Raw genomic sequence first — 21,437 nt, 5'->3', positions numbered from 1 at the left:
GGGTAAAGACCGGATTGGCTGACTCCGGGTCATGAAACGAGTATTGATCGGCTGTGGCGTCTTCAGCTGCGACGGCCGGCGGCATATTCCTCTTCCATGGACTTGGATACCTTATGCAAGGACAAGCTATGGACGGTGACCTGTGAGATTTTCCTTGTCTATAGGATGAGTACGATTTTGTTTTGAAGTGCGACAGAAGTGGGTGATGTGAAACGATCGTTGACGCCGAGGCGAGGGAGGGTTCGGCAGAAAGCGGCTGGGCGGTGGCCTACCCGTAAATCATGCCGGCGACTGTTGACGTGTGTCACTTCGCATCCGGATCGAACGGCACGTGAGTGCGCTGACTCTGCGCACACGAGACCGTCGGGAAATGTTCATGCGCGGACACCCCGGATCGAGACGGAGCACTCAATCCAGCGGCTTGCAGCGGAGCGAGAAACGAGACTAGAGGGATAGTCGCGCGCGATATGAGGTATCGGCGGATGCAACGTCGGAATCGAGTGCGCAGTGCGGGCCGATCTCGTGCGCAGCGAGATGAGAGATGACGCGGGCGCGACGGAGAGGGACGCCGGCCCGCGTCGGACCGCCCGGTTCCGGCCGGGCGGTCAGGGCCCGTCGCCGAGGCGGCAGGCCCTGAACCGTCAGACGGCCAGGCAGAGGTACTTGATCACGACGTAGTCGTCGATGCCATAGTGCGAGCCTTCGCGGCCGAGGCCCGACTGCTTCACGCCGCCGAACGGCGCGACTTCGTTCGAGATCAGGCCCGTGTTCACGCCCACCATCCCGTATTCGAGCGCTTCCGCAACCTTCCACACGCGGCCGATGTCGCGGCTGTAGAAGTACGCGGCGAGACCGAACTCGGTGTCGTTCGCGAGGCGGATCACCTCGTCGTCGCTGCCGAACTTGAACAGCGGCGCGAGCGGCCCGAACGTCTCTTCCTTCGCGACCTTCATCGCCGGCGTGACGCCCGTCAGCACGGTCGGCTCGAAGAAGCCGTGGCCGAGCGCGTGGCGCTTGCCGCCCGTCACGACGGTCGCGCCCTTCGCGAGCGCGTCCTCGATGTGCGCCTCGACCTTCAGCACCGCCGCTTCGTTGATCAGCGGGCCTTGGGTGACGCCCGCATCGGTGCCGCGTCCGACCTTCAACTGGCCGACCGCCGCCGCGAGCTTCTGCGCGAACTGGTCGTACACCGCCTCATGCACGTAGAAGCGGTTCGTGCACACGCAGGTCTGGCCGCTATTGCGGTACTTCGACGCGATCGCGCCCTGCACGGCCGCGTCGAGATCGGCGTCGTCGAACACGATGAACGGCGCGTTGCCGCCGAGTTCCAGCGAGACCTTCTTGACCGTCGCCGCGCATTGCGACATCAGCAGGCGGCCGACCGGCGTCGAACCGGTGAACGACAGCTTGCGCACGATCGGGTTGGACGTCAGTTCGCCGCCGATCGCCTTCGGGTCGCCCGTGACGACGCTGAACACACCGGCCGGCACACCCGCGCGCTCGGCCAGCACGGCCATCGCGAGTGCCGAGAACGGCGTCGCCTCGGCCGGCTTCACGACGATCGGGCAGCCTGCGGCGAGCGCCGGGCCGACCTTGCGCGTGATCATCGCCGCCGGGAAGTTCCACGGCGTGATCGCCGCGCACACGCCGATCGCTTCCTTCGTCACGACGATGCGCTTGTCGCTCGCCGGCGTCGGGATCGTGTCGCCGTACACGCGCTTGCCTTCTTCGGCGAACCATTCGAGGAACGATGCGGCATAGCCGATCTCGCCTTTCGCTTCGGCCAGCGACTTGCCCTGCTCGGTCGTCAGGATCAGCGCGAGGTCGTCGGCGTTTTCCATCATCAGGTCGTGCCACTTGCGCAGGATGACCGCGCGTTCCTTCGCGGTCTTCTTGCGCCACGCCGGCCATGCGGCGTTCGCGGCTTCGATCGCGTGACGCGTCTCGGCCGTGCCCATCGCCGGCACGGTGCCGAGCAGGCCGCCCGTTGCCGGGTTGCGGACTTCGAACGTCTCGCCGTTCGTCGCGCCTTGCCATTCGCCGTTGACGTACGCCTGCTGGCGGAACAGCGACGGGTCTTTCAGTGCCAGGGTTTCCTGAACCGTGCTCATATGCATCACCTGCTTTGAAATGGACGGATGAAACGGCCGCCGCCGTCGTGAAGACGGCGGCGGCGCATTCAATTGAAGTCGAAGGGAACTCAGGCCGGCACGCCGACCGTTTCCTTCAGCACTTCCTCGAGGATCGCGAGCGCTTCGTCGAACACGGCTTGCGGGATCGTCAGCGGGAACAGGAAGCGCACGACGTTCGAGTACACGCCGCACACGAGCAGCAGCAGGCCGCGTTCGAGCGCGCGGGTCTGCACGCGCTTCGTGAATTCCGCATCCGGCTCGCCCGAGCCCGGCTTCAGGAACTCGACCGCGATCATCGCGCCCGGGCCGCGCACGTCGGCGATCTGCGGCACGTCGGCCTGCAGCGCGTTCAGCTTCGCCTTCAGCACGTCGCCGAGTTGCGTGGCGCGCTCGCACAGCTTCTCTTCGTCGATGATCTCGAGCACCGCGTGCGCCGACGCGACCGCCAGCGGGTTGCCCGCGTACGTGCCGCCGAGGCCGCCGGGGGCTGCCGCGTCCATCACGTCGGCACGGCCGACGACGCCCGACAGCGGCATGCCGCCCGCCAGGCTCTTCGCCATCGTGATCAGGTCGGCCAGCACGTCGTAGTGCTGCATCGCGAACAGCTTGCCGGTGCGCGCGAAGCCCGTCTGCACTTCGTCGGCGATCAGCAGGATGCCGTGTTCGTTACAGATCTTGCGCAGCGCGCGCACGAATTCGGCCGGCGCCGGGTTGAAGCCGCCTTCGCCCTGGACCGGTTCGAAGATGATCGCGGCAACGCGCTTCGGATCGATGTCGGCCTTGAACAGCATCTCGATCGCCTTGATCGAGTCGGCCGTCGTCACGCCGTGCACGGCGTTCGGGTACGGGGCGTGGAACACGTCGCCCGGGAACGGGCCGAAGTTCAGCTTGTACGGGGCGACCTTGCCGGTCAGCGCCATGCCCATCATCGTGCGGCCGTGGAAGCCGCCCGAGAACGCGATCACGCCCGGACGGCCGGTCGCGGCGCGCGCGATCTTGATCGCGTTTTCGACGGCTTCGGCGCCGGTCGTGAAGAACGCGGTCTTCTTCGGGAAATCGCCCGGCGCACGCGCGTTGATCTTCTCGGCCAGTTCCACGTAAGACGCGTACGGGACGATCTGGTAGGCGGTGTGCGTGAAGCTGTTCAGCTGATCCGCGATCGCCTTGACGATCTTCGGGTGGCGGTGGCCGGTGTTCAGCACCGCGATGCCGGCGGCGAAATCGATGAAGCGGCGGCCTTCGACATCCCACAGCTCCGCGTTCTCGGCGCGGGCGGCGTAGAAATCGCACATCACGCCGACGCCGCGCGGGGTGGCGGCGTTCTTGCGGGCCTGCAGGTCGGCATTCTTCACGGTCATCTCCTTGATGTTCTTTCCGGTGAGTAGGGAATCGGGCGCCTTGGCAGCCCATGCAGGGGAATATAATCACATTTGGCTCTGGCAATCAGAGCCATTTCAATAAATATACAGGAGCCAATCATGCGCGCGAGCGTGTTGTCGGACTGGCTGGCGCAGCGCCTCGTGCGCGGCGGCGAACAGCCGATCTACCGGCAGCTTCACCGGCTGCTGCAACAGGCGATCCTGTCGCGCGAACTGCCGGCCGGCACGCGCGTGCCGTCGTCGCGGCTGCTGGCCGCCGAGCTCGGGATCGCGCGCAATACGGTCACGCAGGTTTACGAACAGCTTGCGCTTGAAGGCTACGTGAACTCGGCGACGGGCCGCGGCACGTTCGTGGCCGACAGCGCGCCGGACGAGATCGTCGGCGCGCCGCCCGACGCGGCGGCCGGCCCGGCCGTCATGCTGCCTTCGTCCGCGCGGCGGCTGTCGGCGCGCGGCACCCGGCTCGTCGAAGGGGCCGGCGTGTCGAAGCGCCAGGGCGGCGCGTTCATGCCGGGCGTGCCCGATGTGTCGCGCTTTCCGGCGCGCGTGTGGACGCGGCTGCACAACAAGTACTGGCGGCGCCTGCGCCCCGATCTGCTGACTTACGCGCCGGGCGGCGGGCTCGCGCTGCTGCGCGAGGCGCTGGCCGACTACCTGCGCACGTCGCGGTCGGTGCGCTGCACGCCCGAGCAGATCGTGATCACGACCGGCATCCACCAGTCGATCGACCTCGCGGTGCGGTTGCTGACCGACCCGGGCGACGCGATCTGGACCGAGGATCCGTGCTACTGGGGCGTGCGCAGCGTGCTGAACGTGTCGGGGCTCAAGACGCGGCCGGTTCCGGTCGACGACGAAGGCATCGCGCCGTCGGCCGCCGATCTCGCCGAACCGCCGAAGCTGATGCTCGTCACGCCGTCGCACCAGTATCCGCTCGGCATGGTGATGAGCCTCGCGCGGCGGCGCATGCTGCTCGAATACGCGCGCCAGCACGGTTGCTGGATCATCGAGGACGATTACGACAGCGAATTCCGCTACGGCAGCCGGCCGCTTGCGTCGCTGCAGGGGCTCGATACGGCCGGGCAGGTGATTTACGTCGGCAGTTTCGGCAAGACGCTGTTCCCCGGGTTGCGGGTCGGCTATCTGGTCGCGCCGGAGCCGCTCGCGGAAAGCTTCGCGACCGCGAGCGCCGAGCTGTATCGCGAAGGGCAATTGCTGCAGCAGGCCGTGCTCGCGGAATTCATCGCGGAAGGGCACTTCGTGTCGCATATCCGCAAGATGCGCACGCTGTACGGGCAGCGCCGCGAGGTGCTGCTCGACGCGGTCGCGCGGCGCTACGGCGACACGCTGCACGCGCTCGGCAGCGACGCGGGGCTGCATCTGGTGACGCAATTGCCGCAAGGCGTCGACGATCGCGCGGTCGCGCAGGCCGCGCTCGAACGCAATATCGTGGTGCGGCCGCTGTCCGGCTATTACGCGGACCGCACGCGCGCGGCGTCGGGGCTGCTGCTCGGCTATGCGTGCGTGCCGGAGGACGAGATCGCGACCGCGTTTGCCACGCTCGCCGAGGCGATCGACGAGCGGGCGTTCGGCGGCGCGGTCGCGTTGGCCTGAGCGCGGGGCCCGGCCGCGGCATCGGGCGGCGACGCCTGGCTCCGGGGCGTCGGCAAACCCGCTTTACGCGGCGCGCGGAAAAAGGCGGAGCGGGCGCACGGAGAAGGCGGGATCGGGCGCGCGGCCGAACCTCAATACCCGGTCCACACCGCGAACGTCAGCGCGACGCACGACAGCGCGAGCAGCGTCAGGAACAGCGGCAGCACGAAGCGGATCCATGCGCCGAAGTCGACGCGCGCGGTCGCGAGGTAGGCCAGCAGCATCCCCGACGTCGGCGTGACGAGGTTCGTCAGTCCGCCGCCGAGCACGAACGCGAGCACCGACGTCTGCCCGCTCACGCCCGAGAGCTGCGCGATCGGCCCGATGATCGGCATGCTGACCGCGGCCTTGCCCGACACCGACGGAATGAAGACGTCGAGCACCATCTGCACGCCCATCAGCCCGTTGGCGACCCACACCGGCGACTGCCCGTCCGCGAGCCGCGTGAAGAAGTGGATCAGCGTATCGAGCACGAGGCTGTTCTGCAGCAGCAGTTCGACGGAGGCGGCGAGCCCCATCAGCAGGGCGGCGAGCATCATGTTCTTCATCCCGTCGACGAACGCGTCGGCCGCGCTGCGCGAATCGAGCCCGCCGATGATGGCCGTCGCGATGCTCACGGCCGTGTAGAACGCCGCCAGCTCGACATTGCCCCACTTCAGCTCGCGCGTGCCGTAGATCAGCATCGCGACCGCCGCGGCGAACACGGCCAGCGTCGCCTTGTGGCGCAGCGACAGCTTCGCGGCCGTGTGCGCGGCATGCCCTTCGGCGGTCTGCCCGGCCCGGTAGCCGCTGTTGCGCACGTAGCGCAGCAGGTACAGGATGCCGATCGTCAGGAACACGACGAATACGACGGCGCGCAGCGCGACGCCGCTGAACAGCGGCACGCCGACGAGCGGCTGCGCGACGGCGAGCGCGAGCGGATTCGTGACCGACGCGATATAGCCGATCTTTGCGGCGATTGCGACGAGCGCGACCGCGAACAGGTCGGACAGGCCGAGGCGCCGGGCGATCACGACCACCATCGGAATGATCACGAGGTACTCGGAGATGAAGCCGAGCAGCGTGCTGCCGAGCCCGATCAGGATCATCAGCATCGGCGTCAGCAGGTACGCGTTGTTGCCGGTGAGCTGCAGCAGCCGGTCGATGCCCGCATCGACGACCCCCGTGCGGCGCATCACGCCGAACATCCCGCCGACGAACATCACCATCACGATCAGCGGCGCGTTCTTCAGCAGCCCTTGCGGGACCGCGACGAACGCGGAGACGAGGCTTGCCGGCAGCGCATGCGCGGACGTGCTGTGGCTGACGGCCGGCGCGACGAGCGTCGTGAGCGCAGTCGTCTTCGGCACCACGTGGTAGGTGCCCGGCACGACGAGCCGGCCGTTGCGCGCGAACTGGCCCGAGTCGACGAGCCACGTGAGCGCGATCGCGGCGGCCAGCACCCACAGCATCATCACGACCGGGTGCAGCATCTTGCCGTGCGGATGCGGCGCATGACCGGCGCTCGCCGCCGGCTGGTCGGCCGCGCACGCGGCGGTGTCGGCGCCGTGCGCGCCGACCGGGTTCGGGGAAGAGGCGGACATCGGATCCTCGTCGAAGAAGAAGCGGGCCGTCAGGCCGGTTGCAGCGCGGCGCGCGCCGGGACGTAGCCGAGTTCGGCGGAAATGGCGAGGCTGCACGCCTGCAGGCGTTCGAGATAGTCGGGAATGTCGGCGTGGCTCACGCGCACCTCGGGGCCCGTCACGCTGACGGAGGCGACCGTCGCGCCCGTCAGGTCGCGCACCGGCACCGCGATCCCGACCGCGCCGGGCGTCACCTCGCCGCTGCTCACCGCATAGCCCTTGCGCGCGACCGCGTCGAGTTCGCCCTCGAGCGTCGCCGGCGCGTCGGCCCGGGCGTTCCGGCGCAGTTGCGCGAGGTATTCGTCGCGCACCGCGTCGGGCGCGAACGCGAGCAGCACCTTGCCCGATGCGCCGAAATCGATCGGCCGGCGGTTGCCGACCGCACCGACGGTGCGCACCGCGTGCGTCGTCTCGCATCGCGCGACGCACACCGATTCGAGCCCTTCGCGCACGCGCAGCACGACGGTCTCGTTGATCGCCTGGTTGAGCGCGAGCATGTGCCGGTGCGCGGCGCGCACGAGCGCGTTCTGCTGCGACGCGGCCACGCCGATCACGAACGCCTGCGGGCCGAGCGCATAGGTGGACGTGCGCGGGTCCTGCACGACGAAGCGGTGCAGTTCGAGCGTGCACAGCATCCGGTACGTGCGCGACTTGTTGATGCCGAGTTGCGACGCGAGTTCGGTCACGCCGAGGTTCGGATGCTCGGCCACGTAGGTCAGCAGTTTCAGCGCACTGTCGACGGCGTCGACGATATAGGTCGTCATGCGGTGCCTCCCGGCGCTGCGATGCGCGCGCGCACGTAATCGGCGAGCGCGTCGAGGTACGCGTCCACCGAGCGCTTCAGCGCGGCGAAGCCCACGTGCTTCGCGAACGCGGCTTCGTCCATATACAGCGCGCGGTTGAATTCGATCTGGATGCCATGGCGCCGCCGGGCCGGATCGGCAAGCGCGTTCAGCAGATCGCCGCCCTGGTAAGGGTCGTTGACCTGCACGCGATAGCCGGCGTCGGCGAACCATTGCGCGGTCCATGCGGTGAAGGCCGGGTCGGCGGTCGTGCCGCGCCGGTCGCTGACGACGACGTCCGGCCGTAGCGCGCCCGCGTCGACGTTCATCGCGTTGCCGCGCGACTTCATCGAATGGCAGTCGATGTGCCACAGCGCGCCGTGCGCGGCATGCAGCGGCTCGGCGATGGCGGCGAGCGCGCGGCGGTAAGGCCGGTAGTACGCGTCGATCCGGTGGCGCACTTCTGCGAGCGACAGCTTGCGGTCGTACAGCGGCACGCCGGGCAGCGCGTCGCGGCGGATCAGCCCCATCCCGCGCTGCGTATACGGCTGCGGCGACAGCGGCTCGGGCCACGGCTCGGCAAGCAGCATCGCGTCGATGTCGGTTTCCGCGCGGTTCGGATCGATGTATGCGCGCGGGAACGTCGCCGCGAGCAGCGTGCCGCCGCGCGCGGGCGCGCCCGCCCACAGTTCGTCGATGTACGCGTCCCACGTCGTGCGGATCGCGTCGTCGGGGGCGACGGTGGCGAAGTCCGGCGGATAGGCGATGCCGCTGTGCGGCGAGTCGACGACGATTGGCAGGGCCGGCGCTGTCGGCGGGGTGACGACATGCGCGGGTGCCGCGCCGGCGGCCGCGGTGTTGCAATTAAACGTCAGCATGGGGATCAGGTTCTTTACCTAGTTTCGCGAGATGTCTCGTTCGTTGGTTTTAATCATTAAAACAGCGTATCAATATTTCACAACGACTGAAAATTGCGGTCAAGGGCTTTTTGCGATACCGGGATTACGTGTTGCGATCGGCCCGTCAGGCCCGCCGTTATTAGGACTGTTTCATTCCTCGAAACGCCTTGCTGCTCAAGGGCATTTGATGCCCGCATGCGATTTTTGGCGTCGCTTGACGCCTCAAATCGACGAATTCGACAATGAATAAGACGATGTTTTATTCAATAAAACACGTTGCGGGGCGAAATAAATCGCTCCCCATATTCAATCGACAAAAAAGGGGCTGGAGATGAAGCGGAAAGGGATGGCGGTCGCGCTGGCGGGTATCGCAATGGCGGCGGGTGCGACGCATGCGCAGGCGCAGTCGAGCGTGACGCTGTACGGCGTGGTCGATTCGGGGATCACCTACACGAACAACCAGAACGGGCACGCGGCGTGGCAGGCGACCGGCGGCAACGAGCAGGGCACGCGCTGGGGGCTGCTCGGCAAGGAGGAACTCGGCGGCGGCACGCGCGCGGTGTTCCGGCTCGAGAACGGCTTCAACATCGAGAGCGGCGCCGCGAGCCAGGGCGGCCGGCTGTTCGGGCGCCGCGCGTACGTGGGGCTGGAAGACGACCGCTGGGGCACGCTGACGATGGGCCGCCAGTACAACGCCGCGCAGGAAGTGCTGGAGCCGCTGCAGATCGGCGCGACCACCGCGCTCACGCAGTACGCGCTGCATCCGTTCGACACCGACGACCTGAACAACACGTTCCGCACCAACAACTCGGTGCAGTACCAGACGCCCACCTGGTACGGCCTGCACGCGGTCGGCCTGTACGGCTTCTCGAATTCGACGTCGTTCGCGCAAAACCGCGTGTGGAGTCTCGGCACGAGTTACGAGAACGGGCCGCTGCAACTCGGCGCGGCCTATGTGCGCGTCGACCATCCGGCGCTCGACACGACCGGCGCGGTCGCGTCGGACAACTATTACACGTTCATCAAGGGCGTGACGCGCCAGCAGATCTGGGGCGCGGGCGGCGCGTATGCGTGGGGCGCCGCGACGTTCGGGCTGCTGTACACGAGCTCGCTGTTCAACCTGCAGACGGGCGGCGCGATGCGCTTCAACAACTACGAGGGCAGCGTGCGCTACCTGATGACGCCCGCGCTGCAGTTCGCGCTCGGCGAAACCTATACGCAGGTGCTCGCGTCACAGGGGCCGAAGCCGAGTTCCCACTACCTGCAGACGAGCGTCGGTGCGCAGTATTTCCTGTCGAAGCGCACCGACGTCTACGTGAACGCGTTCTACCAGCGCGCCTCGGCGAACGCGGTGGCCGCGATCGAGGGGATCTCGAATCCGTCGAGCACGCGCACGCAGATCGTCGCGGTGACGGGCATCCGCCACAAGTTCTGACGCGTGTCGCGGCGTGCGCGCGGCGGTTACATCCGGATCAGCACCGCGCCGGTGACGACCAGCGCGCACGCGACGAGCCGTTTCGCGCCGGGCCGCTCGCGCATCGCGAGCCAGCCGATCAGCACCGCGAAGATCGAGCTGGTCTCGCGCAGCGCCGACACGGTCGCGACCGGCAGGTGACGGTACGCGAGGATCGCGGTGCCATAGGCGGCGAGCGAGAGCGTGCCGGCGATCGCCCCCTGCCGCAGCCCGGCGCGCGAGCCGAGCACGACGCGCGGGCCGCCGCGCAGCGCGCACACCAGCACCATCTGCGGAATGCTCCACAGCAGGAACACCCATGCGATGTAGCCGAGCACGCTGCCCGACATGCGCGAGCCGATCCCGTCGCAGATCGAGTACGCGGCGATGAACACGCCGGTGAGCAGCGCGTAGGGCACGCCTTCCCCGGAGAACCGGAAGCCGCGCCGCAGCGCGAGCGACATGATGCCGAACGACACCATCGCGATGCCCGCGAAGCCGAACGGCGTCGGCTGCTCGTGCAGGATCGCGAACGCGAGGATCGACACGAGCAGCGGCGACATCCCGCGCGCGATCGGATAGATCTGCCCGAACTCGCCGCTGCGGTACGCGCGCGCCAGCGTGAAGCAGTACCCGACCTCGAGCGCGGCCGACGCGGCAATGTACGGCCACGACGCGGGCGCCGGCGCGGGCAGCAGCGCGGCGCCGACGGCGCCGAACGCGAAATACGGCAGCGACATCGTGCCGAGCTGCACGAGCCGGTCTTCGCTGACGTGGAGGAAGGCGTTCCAGATGGCGTGCAGCAGGGCGGAGCACAGCACGAGGCCGATGAAGAGGTGGTCCATGGGAGAAGGGCGTGACGGGCAGGGTCAGGGGCGCCGTCATTATGTCGGGATTGCGCGCGCTCGCGCGGAATTGTCGATAATGGCGTGTTGTTATTCACCGGATGCCGACGATGACCGAAGCCACCCCATCCCAGCCCGCCGTTCCGCGTCTCACGAGCCTGTCGCACGGCGGCGGCTGCGGCTGCAAGATCGCGCCGGGCGTGCTGTCCGAGCTGCTGAAGCGCGCGACGCCGCCCGCGCTGTTCCCGGATCTGCTGGTCGGCACCGAGACGTCCGACGACGCGGCCGTCTACCGCCTCAACGACGAGCAGGCGATCGTCGCGACCACCGACTTCTTCATGCCGATCGTCGACGATCCGTTCGACTTCGGCCGCATCGCGGCCACCAACGCGCTGTCCGACGTCTATGCGATGGGCGGCAAGCCGATCCTCGCGCTCGCGCTGGTCGGCATGCCGATCAACGTGCTGCCGCACGAGACGATCGCGGCCGTGCTGCGCGGCGGCGAATCGGTGTGCGCGGAGGCGGGCATTCCGGTCGCGGGCGGCCATTCGATCGACTCGGTCGAACCGATCTACGGGCTCGCGGCGATCGGCGTCGTGCATCCGTCGCGCGTGAAGCGCAATGCGGCCGCGCGCGCGGGCGACGTGCTCGTGCTCGGCAAGCCGCTCGGCGTCGGCGTGCTGTCGGCCGCGCTGAAGAAGAACCGGCTCGACGATGCCGGTTACGCACAGATGGTCGCGACCGCCACCCAGCTGAACCGGCCGGGCGCCGAGCTCGCCGCGCTGCCGGGCGTGCATGCGCTGACCGACGTCACGGGCTTCGGGCTGCTCGGCCATACGCTCGAACTGGCGCGCGGCGCGCAGCTCACCGCGCGCGTGCACTACGCATCGCTGCCGTGGCTCGCGGGCGTCGAGGCGTTCGTCGCCGACGGCGTGCTGACCGGCGCGTCGGGCCGCAACTGGGCCGCATACGGCGCCGACGTACGGCTGGCCGACACGCTGCCGCCCGTCGCGCAGGCGCTGCTGACCGATCCGCAGACCTCCGGCGGCCTGCTGGTTGCGTGCGCACCCGAAGCCGTCGACGAGGTGCTCGCGTGTTTCCGTGCCGACGGTTTCGACCGCGCGGTGGTGATCGGCGAGATGGCGGACGGGCCCGCCCGCGTCGACGTCGCATGACGGAGGCTCGTCGTTTGCGGTTGCCAGGGTCGATGCCTTCCGTCATCGAAGGCATCGGCGACCGATGAACGACTTCCTGTTCGGGCTGACGATCGCGCTGTCGGTCGGGCCCGTGGCGCTGCTGATCGCGAACTACGGCATGCGCGCCGGCACCGCAAGCGGCGTGTGCGCGGCGGTCGGCGTCGCGACGGCCGACGGCTGCTACGCGCTCGTCGCTTTCACGCTCGGTGCGATGCTCGCCGGTACGCTCGCCGCGCATCTGCCGCTGTTCCGCCTGGTCGGCGCGCTCGTGTTGCTCGCGATGGGCGCGCGGATGCTGTGGCAGGCCGTGCGGGATCGCCGCCGCACGCTCGACGGCGATGCGCGGCCGCCGGGCAGCCGACCGTTTGTGTCGATGTTCTTCGTCACGCTGGCGAATCCGCTGACGATCCTGTTGTTCTACGGCTATGCGACGGCCGCCGCCGGCGCGCATCGGCACTGGCTGCTCGGCGCCGCTTGCGTGTTTGCCGGCAGCCTGACGGGGCAGCTCGTGTTTGCGTTCGGCGGGAGCGCGATCGGCCGGATCGTGAAGTCGCCGGGGCTGCTGGCGGCGAGCCACGTGGTCGCGGCGCTGGTCGTGCTCGGTTACGGGGTGGCGGGCCTGGCTCGGCTGTAGCGGTCAGCCGGCCGATGCGCGTGCGGGCGCGATGCGCGTGCGGGCGCGATGCGCGTGCGGGCGCGATGCGCGTGCGGGTCGACCGGATAGCATTCCTGATCATGTTGCGCGGGCGGATGCCGCGTTCGTCGCGCGCCCGGATCGCCCGATCCGCACCGGAATGCCCGCGGCCGTTTCGTAGTCGGGTTCCGCATTGCGCATGCCCGTTCTATACTCCGTCGCGCAGTCTCCGAGAGCCGTTCTCACCCAACATCATCGAAACAAGGAACGCCGATGCTGACTCGCTCCATCCTTTCCGCCGCCGCATTCTCGCTCGCGGCCTGCGCAACCGCACCGTCGATCGCGCAGGACAGCCAGGGCAACAATGCATTCGCCGAGACCGGTGCACAGGGCCGCCCGGTCAAGGTCATGATCGTCACGATGTTCGGGCCGGAGGGCCAGGCATGGCTCGACCGGCTCGGTCCGTGGCGCGACATCGCCGTGCCGGGCCTGTCGCCCGATTACCCGAACGTTCACTGCAACAAGCAGGACGTGTGCGTGGTGACGACCGGCATGGGCTACGCGAACGCGTCCGCGACGATCATGGCGCTCACGTTCTCGCAGCGCTTCGATCTGCGCCGCACGTACTTCCTGGTTTCCGGCATCGCGGGCGTCGACCCGGCGCAAGGTACCGTCGGGTCGGCCGCGTGGTCGAAGTACCTCGTCGATTTCAGCCTGCAGTGGGAGCTCGATGCGCGCGAGATTCCGGCCGGCTGGAATACGGGCTATCTCGGCATCAACACGAAGAGCCCGAACGACAAGCCGCCGCTCGACTATCGCACCGAAGTGTTCCAGCTCAACCCGCAACTGACCGACGCCGCGTACGCGCTGTCGCGCAACGTCGTGCTCGCCGACAGCGCACAGGCGCAGGCCGCGCGCGCGAAGTTCACGTATGCGCCGGCCAACCGGCCGCCGACGGTGATCCAGTGCGACACGTCGTCGGGCAACACGTGGTTCTCGGGCACGCTGATCGGCGAGCGCGCGCGCCAGTGGACGAAGATCCTGACCGACGGCAAGGGCACCTACTGCATGACCGCGCAGGAAGACAACGCGACGTACGAAGCGCTCAAGCGCGCGGCGAGCGTGAAGCGGGTCGACCTGTCGCGTGTGGCGGTGCTGCGCACCGGGTCCGATTTCGACCGGCCGTATGCGGGGCAGACGAGCGCCGACAACCTGCTGAACTACGCGGACCAGGGCGGCTTCGCGCCGGCGACCGAAAACCTGTACCGCGCGGGCAATCCGCTCGTGCAGGACATCGTGACGCACTGGGGCGAATGGCGCGACGGCGTGCCGCGCCGTTGAGGCCGGGCGACACCCCGGCCGGCGCTCAATGCGCGTGCGGCGCCGAACGGAACGGCGTCCACACCGGCGTGGTGTCGTCCCAGTGATCGAGCGGCGAAGGAAGCGGGTCGTTCATGATGTACTCCTGCAACTGACTGACTCGACGGGCCGTCGAGGGGGTGTCGGGACGCCGCGCGCGGGGCAACCCGCCGCGCGGCGTTGTACGTTTACCGGCCTCCGCCGGCGAGCTGGTTGCTTTCCGGCATCGAGCGATACGGCCCTTGCGCCAGTTCGAGCCCTTGCGGGTACGAATTCGCCTTGCGCAGGTAGGCGAGCGTGCCGTCCTTGCGCGCCTGCTCGACTTCGGCGCTGACTTCGGCGCGCGTACGCGGGCCGTAGTGCTGCGAGTACCACGACGTGTTGCCGTAGTCGCCGGCATGCGGCGTGCCCGAATCGGCGAAGGCCGGTGCGGATACGGCGAGGGTGAGCGCGAGGGCGGAGAGAAGATGGCGGCGGTTCATGGCAAGACTCCTGTGTCGATACGAGCGAGCGCCTGGGCGCCGGCTCCGGCCCCGTCAGGCGGGTCCGTTCGATGCGCAACGAGGTGCGCGACAGGGTTTACTCTAGGTATCTGCTCCGTCGCGATAAATGCGGCAGACGCGAATTGATTTGTCGTCGCAAAGGAACAATCGACATCCGCACGGCCGGCAGGGTGATTCCGGAATCGCCCGGACCCGCCTGCGGCGGGCCTCTCGGGCAGCCGCGGCGAGACGCGACGACGCCCGCGCGCGACTGTCGCGCGCGGCACAAAGGATTGCTGCGGATTCGGGAACGATCGGGTGCGCGGTGCGGGAGCGCGGCGCGAAGGCGGGACGACGCGCGGGCCTCGCAGCCCGCGCGTGCGGTTCAGACGGTCAGGCGACCCACTCGTTGATGACCGGCGTGTCGAGCACCGGCGCGCGTTCGGCTTCCTCGAACGTGCGCTTGCTGCACGTCGCGTCGAGGCTGCCCTTGCCGCTCAGCAGCGGACAGCGGTCGAACACCTCGGCGACCCAGTCGACGAACACGCGGACCTTCGGCGACAGGTGGCGGCTGTGCGGGTACACCACCGAGATCGGCATCGGCAGCGGCCTGACGCCGGGCAGCACTTCCTTGAGGCGGCCTTCGCGCAGGTGCGGCAGCACCATGAACAGCGGCGGCTGAACCAGTCCGAAGCCTTCGAGCCCGCAGGTCACGTACGCATCCGCATCGTTCACCGACACGATGCCTTCCATCTTCATCTCGACTTCCTGGCCTTCGATCAGGAAGGTCCAGTCGATCGTGCGGCCGGTGCGGCTCGAGAAATAGTTGACGGCCTTGTGCTGGCTCAGGTCGTCGATCGTCTGCGGCTCGCCGTAGCGCTCGAGATAGTTCGGCGCGGCAACCGTCACGCATTCGAACAGGCCGACCCGCCGCGCGACCAGCGACGAATCCTGCAGCGCGCCGACGCGGATCACGCAGTCGACGCCTTCCTGCAGCAGGTCGACCGGCCGGTCGGACAGGCCGAGCTGCAGGTCGATGTCCGGGTAGCGCGTATGAAATTCGCACAGCGACGGAATCACGAGCAGCCGCCCGATCGAGCCCGGCATGTCGATACGCAACTTTCCGTGCGGCTTCCGGTTGTTGGCCTGGAAGCTCGCTTCGGTTTCCTCGACGTCCGCGAGGATCCGCACGCATCGTTCGTAGTACGCCGCGCCGTCCGGGGTGAGCGACAGCCGGCGCGTGGTCCGGTGCATCAGCCGCACGCCGAGGAATGCTTCGAGATTCTGGATGATCGTCGTGACGGACGCCCGCGGCAAGCCGAGCGTTTCCGCCGCCTTGGTGAAGCTGCTCGTATCGACGACGCGAGTAAACACCTGCATGGCCTGAAGCCGGTCCATCGCAACCTCCGCAATCTGGGGCCCGCCAGCCGATGGGGCGCGTGTGAACGCCGCAGGCAGCAGGCCCGATGAGCCCCCGGAACGACAAGGCTGCGCTACCTCGTGGGTAAACGCAGCCTCGGATTGTTCGGGGGCGTTGAATTGTGTTGCCGGATTATAGGCATTTATCCCGATGTCTGCCGGACCCAGAATTCGTTCCATCTCGAAATGGATGCTGCATCGTCATGGACGCTTCTGAATTCAGCAAATTCCTGAAGGCCGCACTGCCCGCGCAAGCCACGGCGGGCGCGGCGCTGACGGTCGCGGAAGTGGAAATTCCCGGCTACGCGCAGGACATCGTGCTGCGCCTCTACCGGCGGCCGGACAAGACCGGGTTGCCAGTAGTGCTTTATTTTCACGGCGGCGGCTTCGTGCGCGGTTCGCTCGAGGACGCCGATTTCGCCGCGCGTTATTTAGCAGAACGCTTACCGGCGCTCGTCGTGTCGGTCGACTATTCGCTCGCGCCGGCCTTTCCTTTTCCGGCCGCGCCGGAGGATGCGTATCGCGCGGCCGTATGGGTCGCGACGCGCGCCCGCGCGTTCGGCGGCAACCCGAAGAAGCTCGGTGTCGCGGGCCACGACGCGGGCGGCCAGCTCGCCAACTGCCTCGCGTTCATCGCGCGCGATCGCGGCGAAGTGTCGATCGCCGCGCAGGCGCTGTTCGGACCGATGCTCGACCCGAGCATGACGCGCATGGGCGACGCCGAGCGTCTTGCGTCCGACATCACACCGCGCGAATGCGCGGCCTGTTATCGCGCGTATCTGCCGCAGGCGGCGCAGCGCATGCACCCGTACGCGGCGCCGCTCGAATCGGTGCGCCTCGCGGGGCTGCCGCCGACGCTCGTGGTCACGGCGCAGAACGACGTGCTGCACGTCGAGGCGGAGAAATATGCGGGCTGCCTGATCTCGTCGGGCGTGCTCACGCAGGTGATCCGCTATCCGGACATCACGCACGCCGCGCTCGCCACGCACGAAGCCGCGTTCGAGGAAGCCGTGCGCTTCTTCCAGTGCCGCTTCCAGGCGCGCCAGCCGGCCCGTTCCGAATAATCAGAACCAATCCACGCTTACCGGAGATCCACATGGCCATCCTACGCACCTCCCGTTCCCGAATCGCGACGGCGGCGATCGTGACGCTCGCCGTCGTCGGCCTCGGCACGTTCGGCGCGATGCGCGTGAACGCCAACGCACCCGACAAGGCGGCCGCACCGCTGCCCGAAGTCGACGTCGCGACCGTCGTGCCGCAAACCGTGACCGACTGGCAAAGCTACTCGGGCCGCCTCGAAGCGGTCGAGAAGGTCGACGTGCGCCCGCAGGTGTCGGGCACGATCGTCGCGGTGAACTTCAAGGACGGCGCGCTCGTGAAGAAGGGCGACGTGCTGTTCGTGATCGACCCGCGCCCGTACCAGGCGGAAACCGACCGGGCGGCCGCGCAGCTTGCCGCCGCGCAGGCGCGCAACGGCTATGCGCAGACCGACTGGCAGCGCGCGCAGCGGCTGATCGGCGACAACGCGATCGCGAAGCGCGACTACGACGAGAAGCAGAACGCGGCCCGCGAGGCGACGGCGAACCTGAAGGCCGCCGAAGCCGCGCTGGAAACGGCGCGCATCAACCTCGGCTATACGCGGATCACCGCGCCGGTGTCGGGCCGCGTATCGCGCGCGGAAATCACGCTCGGCAACGTCGTGTCGGCCGGTGCGTCGGCCGCACCGCTGACGACGCTCGTGTCGGTGTCGCCGATCTACGCATCGTTCGACGCCGACGAGCAGACCTACCTGCAGTACATCAACGGCGCACGCAACGGCCGCAAGGTACCGGTCGAGCTGGGCCTCGCGAACGAGACGGGCTACTCGCGCAGCGGCGAGATCGATTCGGTCGACAACCGGCTCGACACGTCGTCGGGCACGATCCGCGTGCGCGCGCGCTTCGACAACGCGGACGGCACGCTGGTCCCGGGCCTCTACGCACGCGTGAAGGTGGGCGGCAGCGCGCCGCACGAGGCGCTGCTGGTCGACGACGCGGCGATCAACACCGACCAGGACAAGAAGTTCGTGTTCGTCGTCGATGCGCAGGGCCGCGTGTCGTATCGCGAGGTGCAGCAGGGGATGCAGCACGGCAACCGGCGCGTGATCGTGAGCGGGCTGTCGGCGGGCGATCGCGTCGTCGTGAACGGTACGCAGCGCGTGCGCCCCGGCGAACAGGTGAAGCCGCACATGGTCCCGATGACGGGCGGCGATGCGCCGTCCGAGCCGCTCGCGAGCAACGCGAAGCCGGCCGCATCGGCGAAGGCGGATTCGTAAGCGGCACGCCGCTTCGCATCCGCGTTCAACCAGACAGAGCAATCCATGAACATATCCAAATTCTTTATCGACCGGCCCATCTTCGCAGGAGTCCTATCGGTGATCATCCTGCTCGGCGGGGTGATCGCGATGTTCCTGCTGCCGATCTCGGAATATCCGGAGGTCGTGCCGCCTTCCGTGATCGTGAAGGCGCAGTATCCGGGCGCGAACCCGAAAGTGATCGCCGAGACGGTCGCGTCGCCGCTCGAGGAGCAGATCAACGGCGTCGAGGACATGCTCTACATGCAGTCGCAGGCGAACAGCGACGGCAACATGACGATCACCGTCACGTTCAAGCTCGGCACCGATCCGGACAAGGCCACGCAGCTCGTGCAGAACCGCGTGAACCAGGCGCTGCCGCGCCTGCCGGAAGACGTGCAGCGGCTCGGCATCACGACGGTGAAAAGCTCGCCGACGCTGACGATGGTGGTCCACCTGATCTCGCCGGACAACCGCTACGACATGACCTACCTGCGCAACTACGCGCTGATCAACGTGAAGGATCGCCTGTCGCGGATCCAGGGCGTCGGCCAGGTGCAGCTGTGGGGATCGGGCGACTACGCGATGCGCGTCTGGCTCGATCCGCAGAAGGTCGCGCAGCGCGGGCTGTCCGCCGAGGACGTCGTGCAGGCGATCCGCGAACAGAACGTGCAGGTCGCGGCCGGCGTGATCGGCGCGTCGCCGTCGCTGCCCGGCACGCCGCTGCAGCTGTCGGTGAACGCGCGCGGCCGCCTGCAGACGGAAGACGAGTTCGGCGACATCGTCGTGAAGACGACGCCGGACGGCGGCGTCACGCGCCTGCGCGACATCGCGCGGATCCAGCTCGACGCATCCGAGTACGGGCTGCGCTCGCTGCTCGACAACAAGCCGGCCGTCGCGATGGCGATCAACCAGTCGCCGGGCGCAAACTCGCTGCAGATCTCCGACGAAGTGCGCAAGACGATGGCCGAGCTGAAGCAGGACATGCCGGCGGGCGTCGACTACAAGATCGTCTACGACCCGACGCAGTTCGTGCGTTCGTCGATCAAGGCGGTCGTGCACACGCTGCTCGAGGCGATCGCGCTGGTCGTGATCGTCGTGATCGTGTTCCTGCAGACCTGGCGCGCGTCGCTGATTCCGCTGATCGCGGTGCCGGTGTCGATCATCGGCACGTTCTCGCTGCTGCTGGCGTTCGGCTATTCGATCAACGCGTTGTCGCTGTTCGGGATGGTGCTCGCGATCGGGATCGTGGTCGACGATGCGATCGTGGTGGTCGAGAACGTCGAGCGCAACATCGAAAGCGGGATGAACGCGCGACAGGCGACCTACAAGGCGATGCAGGAAGTGAGCGGGCCGATCATCGCGATCGCGCTGACGCTCGTCGCCGTGTTCGTGCCGCTCGCGTTCATGTCGGGCCTGACCGGTCAGTTCTACAAGCAGTTCGCGATGACCATCGCGATCTCGACGGTGATCTCGGCGTTCAACTCGCTGACGCTGTCGCCGGCGCTGTCCGCGATCCTGCTGAAGGGCCATGGCGACAAGGAAGATTGGCTCACGCGCGTGATGAACCGCGTGCTCGGCGGCTTCTTCCGCGGCTTCAACAAGGTGTTCCATCGCGGCGCGGAGAACTACGGCCGCGGCGTGCGCGGCGTGCTGTCGCGCAAGACGCTGATGCTGGGCGTGTACCTCGTGCTGGTGGGCGCGACCGTGCTCGTGTCGAAGGTGGTGCCGGGCGGCTTCGTGCCCGCGCAGGACAAGGAATACCTGATCGCGTTCGCGCAGCTGCCGAACGGTGCATCGCTCGACCGCACCGAGAAGGTGATCCGCGACATGGGCTCGATCGCGCTGAAGCAGCCGGGCGTCGAGAGCGCGGTTGCGTTCCCGGGGCTGTCGGTGAACGGCTTCACGAACAGCTCGAGCGCGGGCATCGTGTTCGTCACGCTGAAGCCGTTCTCGGAACGGCATGGCAAGGCGCTGTCGGCGGGCGCGATCGCGGGTGCGCTGAACCAGCAATACAGCGCGATGAAGGACTCGTTCGTCGCGGTGTTCCCGCCGCCGCCGGTGCTCGGCCTCGGTACGCTCGGCGGGTTCAAGATGCAGATCGAGGATCGCGGCGCGGTCGGTTATGCACGGCTCGCGGATGCGTCCAACGACTTCATCAAGCGCGCGCAGCAGGCGCCTGAACTCGGCCCGTTGTTCACGAGCTACCAGATCAACGTGCCGCAGCTCAACGTCGATCTCGACCGCGTGAAGGCGAAGCAGCTCGGCGTGCCCGTCACCGACGTGTTCAACACGATGCAGGTGTATCTAGGCTCGCTGTACGTGAACGACTTCAACCGCTTCGGGCGCGTGTACCAGGTGCGCGTGCAGGCCGATGCACCGTTCCGCCAGCGCGCGGACGACATCCTGCAGTTGAAGACGCGCAACGACAAGGGCGAGATGGTGCCGCTGTCGTCGCTCGTCACGGTGACGCCGACGTTCGGCCCGGAAATGGTCGTGCGCTACAACGGCTACACGGCGGCCGACATCAACGGCGGCCCGGCGCCGGGCTTCTCGTCGGGCCAGGCGCAGGCCGCGATCGAGCGCATCGCGCATGAAACGCTGCCGCGCGGCGTGCGCTTCGAGTGGACCGACCTCACGTACCAGCAGATCCTTGCGGGCGATTCGGCGATGTATGTGTTCCCGATCAGCGTGCTGCTCGTGTTCCTCGTGCTCGCGGCGCTGTACGAAAGCCTGACGCTGCCGCTCGCGGTGATCCTGATCGTGCCGATGAGCATCCTGTCGGCGCTCACGGGCGTGTGGCTCACGCAGGGCGACAACAACATCTTCACGCAGATCGGCCTGATGGTGCTGGTGGGGCTGTCCGCGAAGAACGCGATCCTGATCGTCGAATTCGCGCGCGAACTCGAACACGACGGCAGGACGCCGCTCGAGGCCGCGATCGAGGCGAGCCGGTTGCGGCTGCGCCCGATCCTGATGACGTCGATCGCGTTCATCATGGGCGTCGTGCCGCTCGTCACGTCGACCGGTGCGGGTTCGGAGATGCGTCATGCGATGGGGGTCGCGGTGTTCTTCGGGATGCTCGGCGTGACGCTGTTCGGGCTGATGCTGACGCCGGTGTTCTACGTCGTGTTGCGTACGCTGGCGGGCGGCAAGATCCACGTCGCCGGCAAGGACTCGGCCGGCTACGGCGTGCCGGCCCAGGGCGTACCGGCTTCGGATGCTTGAGGATAACAAGATGGACAACATGCAC

General features: G+C 67.9%; 16 protein-coding genes. 8 read left to right on the top strand and 8 right to left on the bottom strand.

The genetic code is table 11. From position 1 onward, the window contains the following. Nucleotides 1-641: 641 nt before the first annotated feature. Both gabD and GQ56_RS0127940 read right to left on the bottom strand, forming a co-directional pair. Complete coding sequence (gabD, locus tag GQ56_RS0127945) at nucleotides 642-2,111, bottom strand: NADP-dependent succinate-semialdehyde dehydrogenase (RefSeq protein ID WP_031401795.1); 1,470 nt, start codon at nucleotides 2,109-2,111, stop codon at nucleotides 642-644. Between the two features lie 89 nt (nucleotides 2,112-2,200). Next, complete coding sequence (locus GQ56_RS0127940) at nucleotides 2,201-3,484, bottom strand: 4-aminobutyrate--2-oxoglutarate transaminase (RefSeq protein WP_031401794.1); 1,284 nt, start codon at nucleotides 3,482-3,484, stop codon at nucleotides 2,201-2,203. A 126-nt stretch (nucleotides 3,485-3,610) separates the two neighbouring features. Between GQ56_RS0127940 and pdxR the strand changes: the two genes are divergently transcribed. After that, entirely contained in the window at nucleotides 3,611-5,122 is a 1,512-nt protein-coding gene (pdxR, locus tag GQ56_RS0127935; protein WP_031401793.1) for a MocR-like pyridoxine biosynthesis transcription factor PdxR, read from the top strand. Nucleotides 5,123-5,253: 131 nt separating this feature from the next. On the opposite strand, the gene GQ56_RS0127930 is transcribed toward pdxR, so the two are convergent. The 3 genes from GQ56_RS0127930 to GQ56_RS0127920 are packed head-to-tail and all read right to left on the bottom strand — an operon-like array spanning nucleotide 5,254 to nucleotide 8,443. Further along, nucleotides 5,254-6,744: a YfcC family protein gene (locus GQ56_RS0127930; protein ID WP_031401792.1), complete on the bottom strand. Its 1,491-nt coding sequence runs from the start codon at nucleotides 6,742-6,744 to the stop codon at nucleotides 5,254-5,256. Between the two features lie 29 nt (nucleotides 6,745-6,773). After that, a complete protein-coding gene (locus GQ56_RS0127925; protein ID WP_031401791.1) occupies nucleotides 6,774-7,547 on the bottom strand; it encodes an IclR family transcriptional regulator in 774 nt (257 codons plus the stop codon). Further along, nucleotides 7,544-8,443 (bottom strand): N-formylglutamate amidohydrolase, encoded by a 900-nt coding sequence (locus GQ56_RS0127920; protein WP_031401790.1) that lies wholly within the window; start codon nucleotides 8,441-8,443, stop codon nucleotides 7,544-7,546. The genes GQ56_RS0127925 and GQ56_RS0127920 overlap by 4 nt, the downstream gene beginning before the upstream one ends. A 352-nt stretch (nucleotides 8,444-8,795) precedes the next feature. Between GQ56_RS0127920 and GQ56_RS0127915 the strand changes: the two genes are divergently transcribed. After that, the gene (locus GQ56_RS0127915) at nucleotides 8,796-9,899 is read left to right on the top strand and encodes a porin (RefSeq protein ID WP_031401789.1); all 1,104 of its coding nucleotides are present in this window, start codon (nucleotides 8,796-8,798) and stop codon (nucleotides 9,897-9,899) included. 26 nt (nucleotides 9,900-9,925) lie between these two features. On the opposite strand, the gene GQ56_RS0127910 is transcribed toward GQ56_RS0127915, so the two are convergent. Beyond that, entirely contained in the window at nucleotides 9,926-10,762 is an 837-nt protein-coding gene (locus GQ56_RS0127910) for a DMT family transporter (protein WP_031401788.1), read from the bottom strand. A gap of 110 nt (nucleotides 10,763-10,872) precedes the next feature. On the opposite strand from GQ56_RS0127910, the gene selD reads away from it, so the two are divergent. The 3 genes from selD (at nucleotide 10,873) to GQ56_RS0127895 (ending at nucleotide 13,933) form a co-directional block, all read left to right on the top strand. Next, nucleotides 10,873-11,937: a selenide, water dikinase SelD gene (gene selD, locus GQ56_RS0127905; RefSeq protein ID WP_031401787.1), complete on the top strand. Its 1,065-nt coding sequence runs from the start codon at nucleotides 10,873-10,875 to the stop codon at nucleotides 11,935-11,937. Nucleotides 11,938-12,001: 64 nt separating this feature from the next. Further along, the gene (locus GQ56_RS0127900) at nucleotides 12,002-12,592 is read left to right on the top strand and encodes a LysE family translocator (protein ID WP_031401786.1); all 591 of its coding nucleotides are present in this window, start codon (nucleotides 12,002-12,004) and stop codon (nucleotides 12,590-12,592) included. Between the two features lie 273 nt (nucleotides 12,593-12,865). Then, on the top strand, nucleotides 12,866-13,933 hold the full coding sequence (locus tag GQ56_RS0127895) for a purine-nucleoside phosphorylase (RefSeq protein ID WP_031401785.1): 1,068 nt from the start codon (nucleotides 12,866-12,868) through the stop codon (nucleotides 13,931-13,933). A gap of 206 nt (nucleotides 13,934-14,139) precedes the next feature. Here the strand turns inward: GQ56_RS0127895 and GQ56_RS0127885 are convergent, their stop codons facing one another. Further along, entirely contained in the window at nucleotides 14,140-14,433 is a 294-nt protein-coding gene (locus GQ56_RS0127885; RefSeq protein ID WP_027790465.1) for a DUF4148 domain-containing protein, read from the bottom strand. Nucleotides 14,434-14,826: 393 nt separating this feature from the next. Further along, a complete protein-coding gene (ceoR, locus tag GQ56_RS0127880) occupies nucleotides 14,827-15,831 on the bottom strand; it encodes a putative multidrug efflux transcriptional regulator CeoR (RefSeq protein WP_031401784.1) in 1,005 nt (334 codons plus the stop codon). A 224-nt stretch (nucleotides 15,832-16,055) separates the two neighbouring features. On the opposite strand from ceoR, the gene GQ56_RS0127875 reads away from it, so the two are divergent. The 3 genes from GQ56_RS0127875 to ceoB are packed head-to-tail and all read left to right on the top strand — an operon-like array spanning nucleotide 16,056 to nucleotide 21,412. After that, nucleotides 16,056-16,916: an alpha/beta hydrolase gene (locus GQ56_RS0127875; RefSeq protein ID WP_031401783.1), complete on the top strand. Its 861-nt coding sequence runs from the start codon at nucleotides 16,056-16,058 to the stop codon at nucleotides 16,914-16,916. A gap of 32 nt (nucleotides 16,917-16,948) precedes the next feature. Next, complete coding sequence (gene ceoA / locus GQ56_RS0127870; protein ID WP_031401782.1) at nucleotides 16,949-18,166, top strand: multidrug efflux RND transporter periplasmic adaptor subunit CeoA; 1,218 nt, start codon at nucleotides 16,949-16,951, stop codon at nucleotides 18,164-18,166. A gap of 45 nt (nucleotides 18,167-18,211) precedes the next feature. Further along, nucleotides 18,212-21,412: a multidrug efflux RND transporter permease subunit CeoB gene (ceoB, locus tag GQ56_RS0127865; protein ID WP_031401781.1), complete on the top strand. Its 3,201-nt coding sequence runs from the start codon at nucleotides 18,212-18,214 to the stop codon at nucleotides 21,410-21,412. Nucleotides 21,413-21,437 lie beyond the last annotated feature (25 nt).

This window comes from Burkholderia paludis (assembly GCF_000732615.1).
In the GTDB taxonomy this organism is placed as follows: Bacteria; Pseudomonadota; Gammaproteobacteria; order Burkholderiales; family Burkholderiaceae; genus Burkholderia; species Burkholderia paludis.
The sequence above is the reverse complement of the archived record's forward strand: the minus strand, read 5'-3'. Positions and strand labels throughout refer to the sequence as shown.

Coding starts and splice junctions, on each gene's coding strand:
- gabD (WP_031401795.1), bottom strand. CDS start 2,111: ATGAGCACGGTTCAGGAAACCCTGGCACTGAAAGACCCGTCGCTGTTC.
- pdxR (WP_031401793.1), top strand. CDS start 3,611: ATGCGCGCGAGCGTGTTGTCGGACTGGCTGGCGCAGCGCCTCGTGCGC.
- GQ56_RS0127930 (WP_031401792.1), bottom strand. CDS start 6,744: ATGTCCGCCTCTTCCCCGAACCCGGTCGGCGCGCACGGCGCCGACACC.
- GQ56_RS0127925 (WP_031401791.1), bottom strand. CDS start 7,547: ATGACGACCTATATCGTCGACGCCGTCGACAGTGCGCTGAAACTGCTG.
- GQ56_RS0127920 (WP_031401790.1), bottom strand. CDS start 8,443: ATGCTGACGTTTAATTGCAACACCGCGGCCGCCGGCGCGGCACCCGCG.
- GQ56_RS0127915 (WP_031401789.1), top strand. CDS start 8,796: ATGAAGCGGAAAGGGATGGCGGTCGCGCTGGCGGGTATCGCAATGGCG.
- GQ56_RS0127910 (WP_031401788.1), bottom strand. CDS start 10,762: ATGGACCACCTCTTCATCGGCCTCGTGCTGTGCTCCGCCCTGCTGCAC.
- selD (WP_031401787.1), top strand. CDS start 10,873: ATGACCGAAGCCACCCCATCCCAGCCCGCCGTTCCGCGTCTCACGAGC.
- GQ56_RS0127900 (WP_031401786.1), top strand. CDS start 12,002: ATGAACGACTTCCTGTTCGGGCTGACGATCGCGCTGTCGGTCGGGCCC.
- GQ56_RS0127895 (WP_031401785.1), top strand. CDS start 12,866: ATGCTGACTCGCTCCATCCTTTCCGCCGCCGCATTCTCGCTCGCGGCC.
- GQ56_RS0127885 (WP_027790465.1), bottom strand. CDS start 14,433: ATGAACCGCCGCCATCTTCTCTCCGCCCTCGCGCTCACCCTCGCCGTA.
- ceoR (WP_031401784.1), bottom strand. CDS start 15,831: ATGGACCGGCTTCAGGCCATGCAGGTGTTTACTCGCGTCGTCGATACG.
- GQ56_RS0127875 (WP_031401783.1), top strand. CDS start 16,056: ATGGACGCTTCTGAATTCAGCAAATTCCTGAAGGCCGCACTGCCCGCG.
- ceoA (WP_031401782.1), top strand. CDS start 16,949: ATGGCCATCCTACGCACCTCCCGTTCCCGAATCGCGACGGCGGCGATC.
- ceoB (WP_031401781.1), top strand. CDS start 18,212: ATGAACATATCCAAATTCTTTATCGACCGGCCCATCTTCGCAGGAGTC.